Here is a 251-nt window from a genome sequence, read left to right as displayed (position 1 = left end):
CCATCTGAGTACCGCCTGTTTTTCTCCGTCAGGCCGCAAACGGCCGGAAAGCCGCAGATAGCGCCGGTACACGGGAATCTGCCACTTTTTCGCTAAATCTTCAGGCGGCATATCAAGCAAACAGGCACTATGCACCGTGCCTGCCATCTGCCTGAACAAACTCTCGAAGCTATTTACAGGATAAAGCTGCCCGCAGCCCGTTGCGTCATCCGCATATGCTTGAGAAACAGAGACCGTCTGAATGCCGCTAT

General features: G+C 53.8%; 1 pseudogene. It reads right to left on the bottom strand.

Annotation, left to right across the window (positions count from 1 at the left end):
• A pseudogene (locus ACTHSN_RS10850) lies at nt 1-251 on the bottom strand (hypothetical protein); the annotation flags it as partial.

The organism is Neisseria sp. P0009.S010, from assembly GCF_051958545.1.
GTDB classification, from domain to species: domain Bacteria; phylum Pseudomonadota; class Gammaproteobacteria; order Burkholderiales; family Neisseriaceae; genus Neisseria; species Neisseria subflava_A.
Note: the sequence above shows the minus strand (reverse complement) of the source record. Positions and strands in the feature narration are given on the sequence as shown.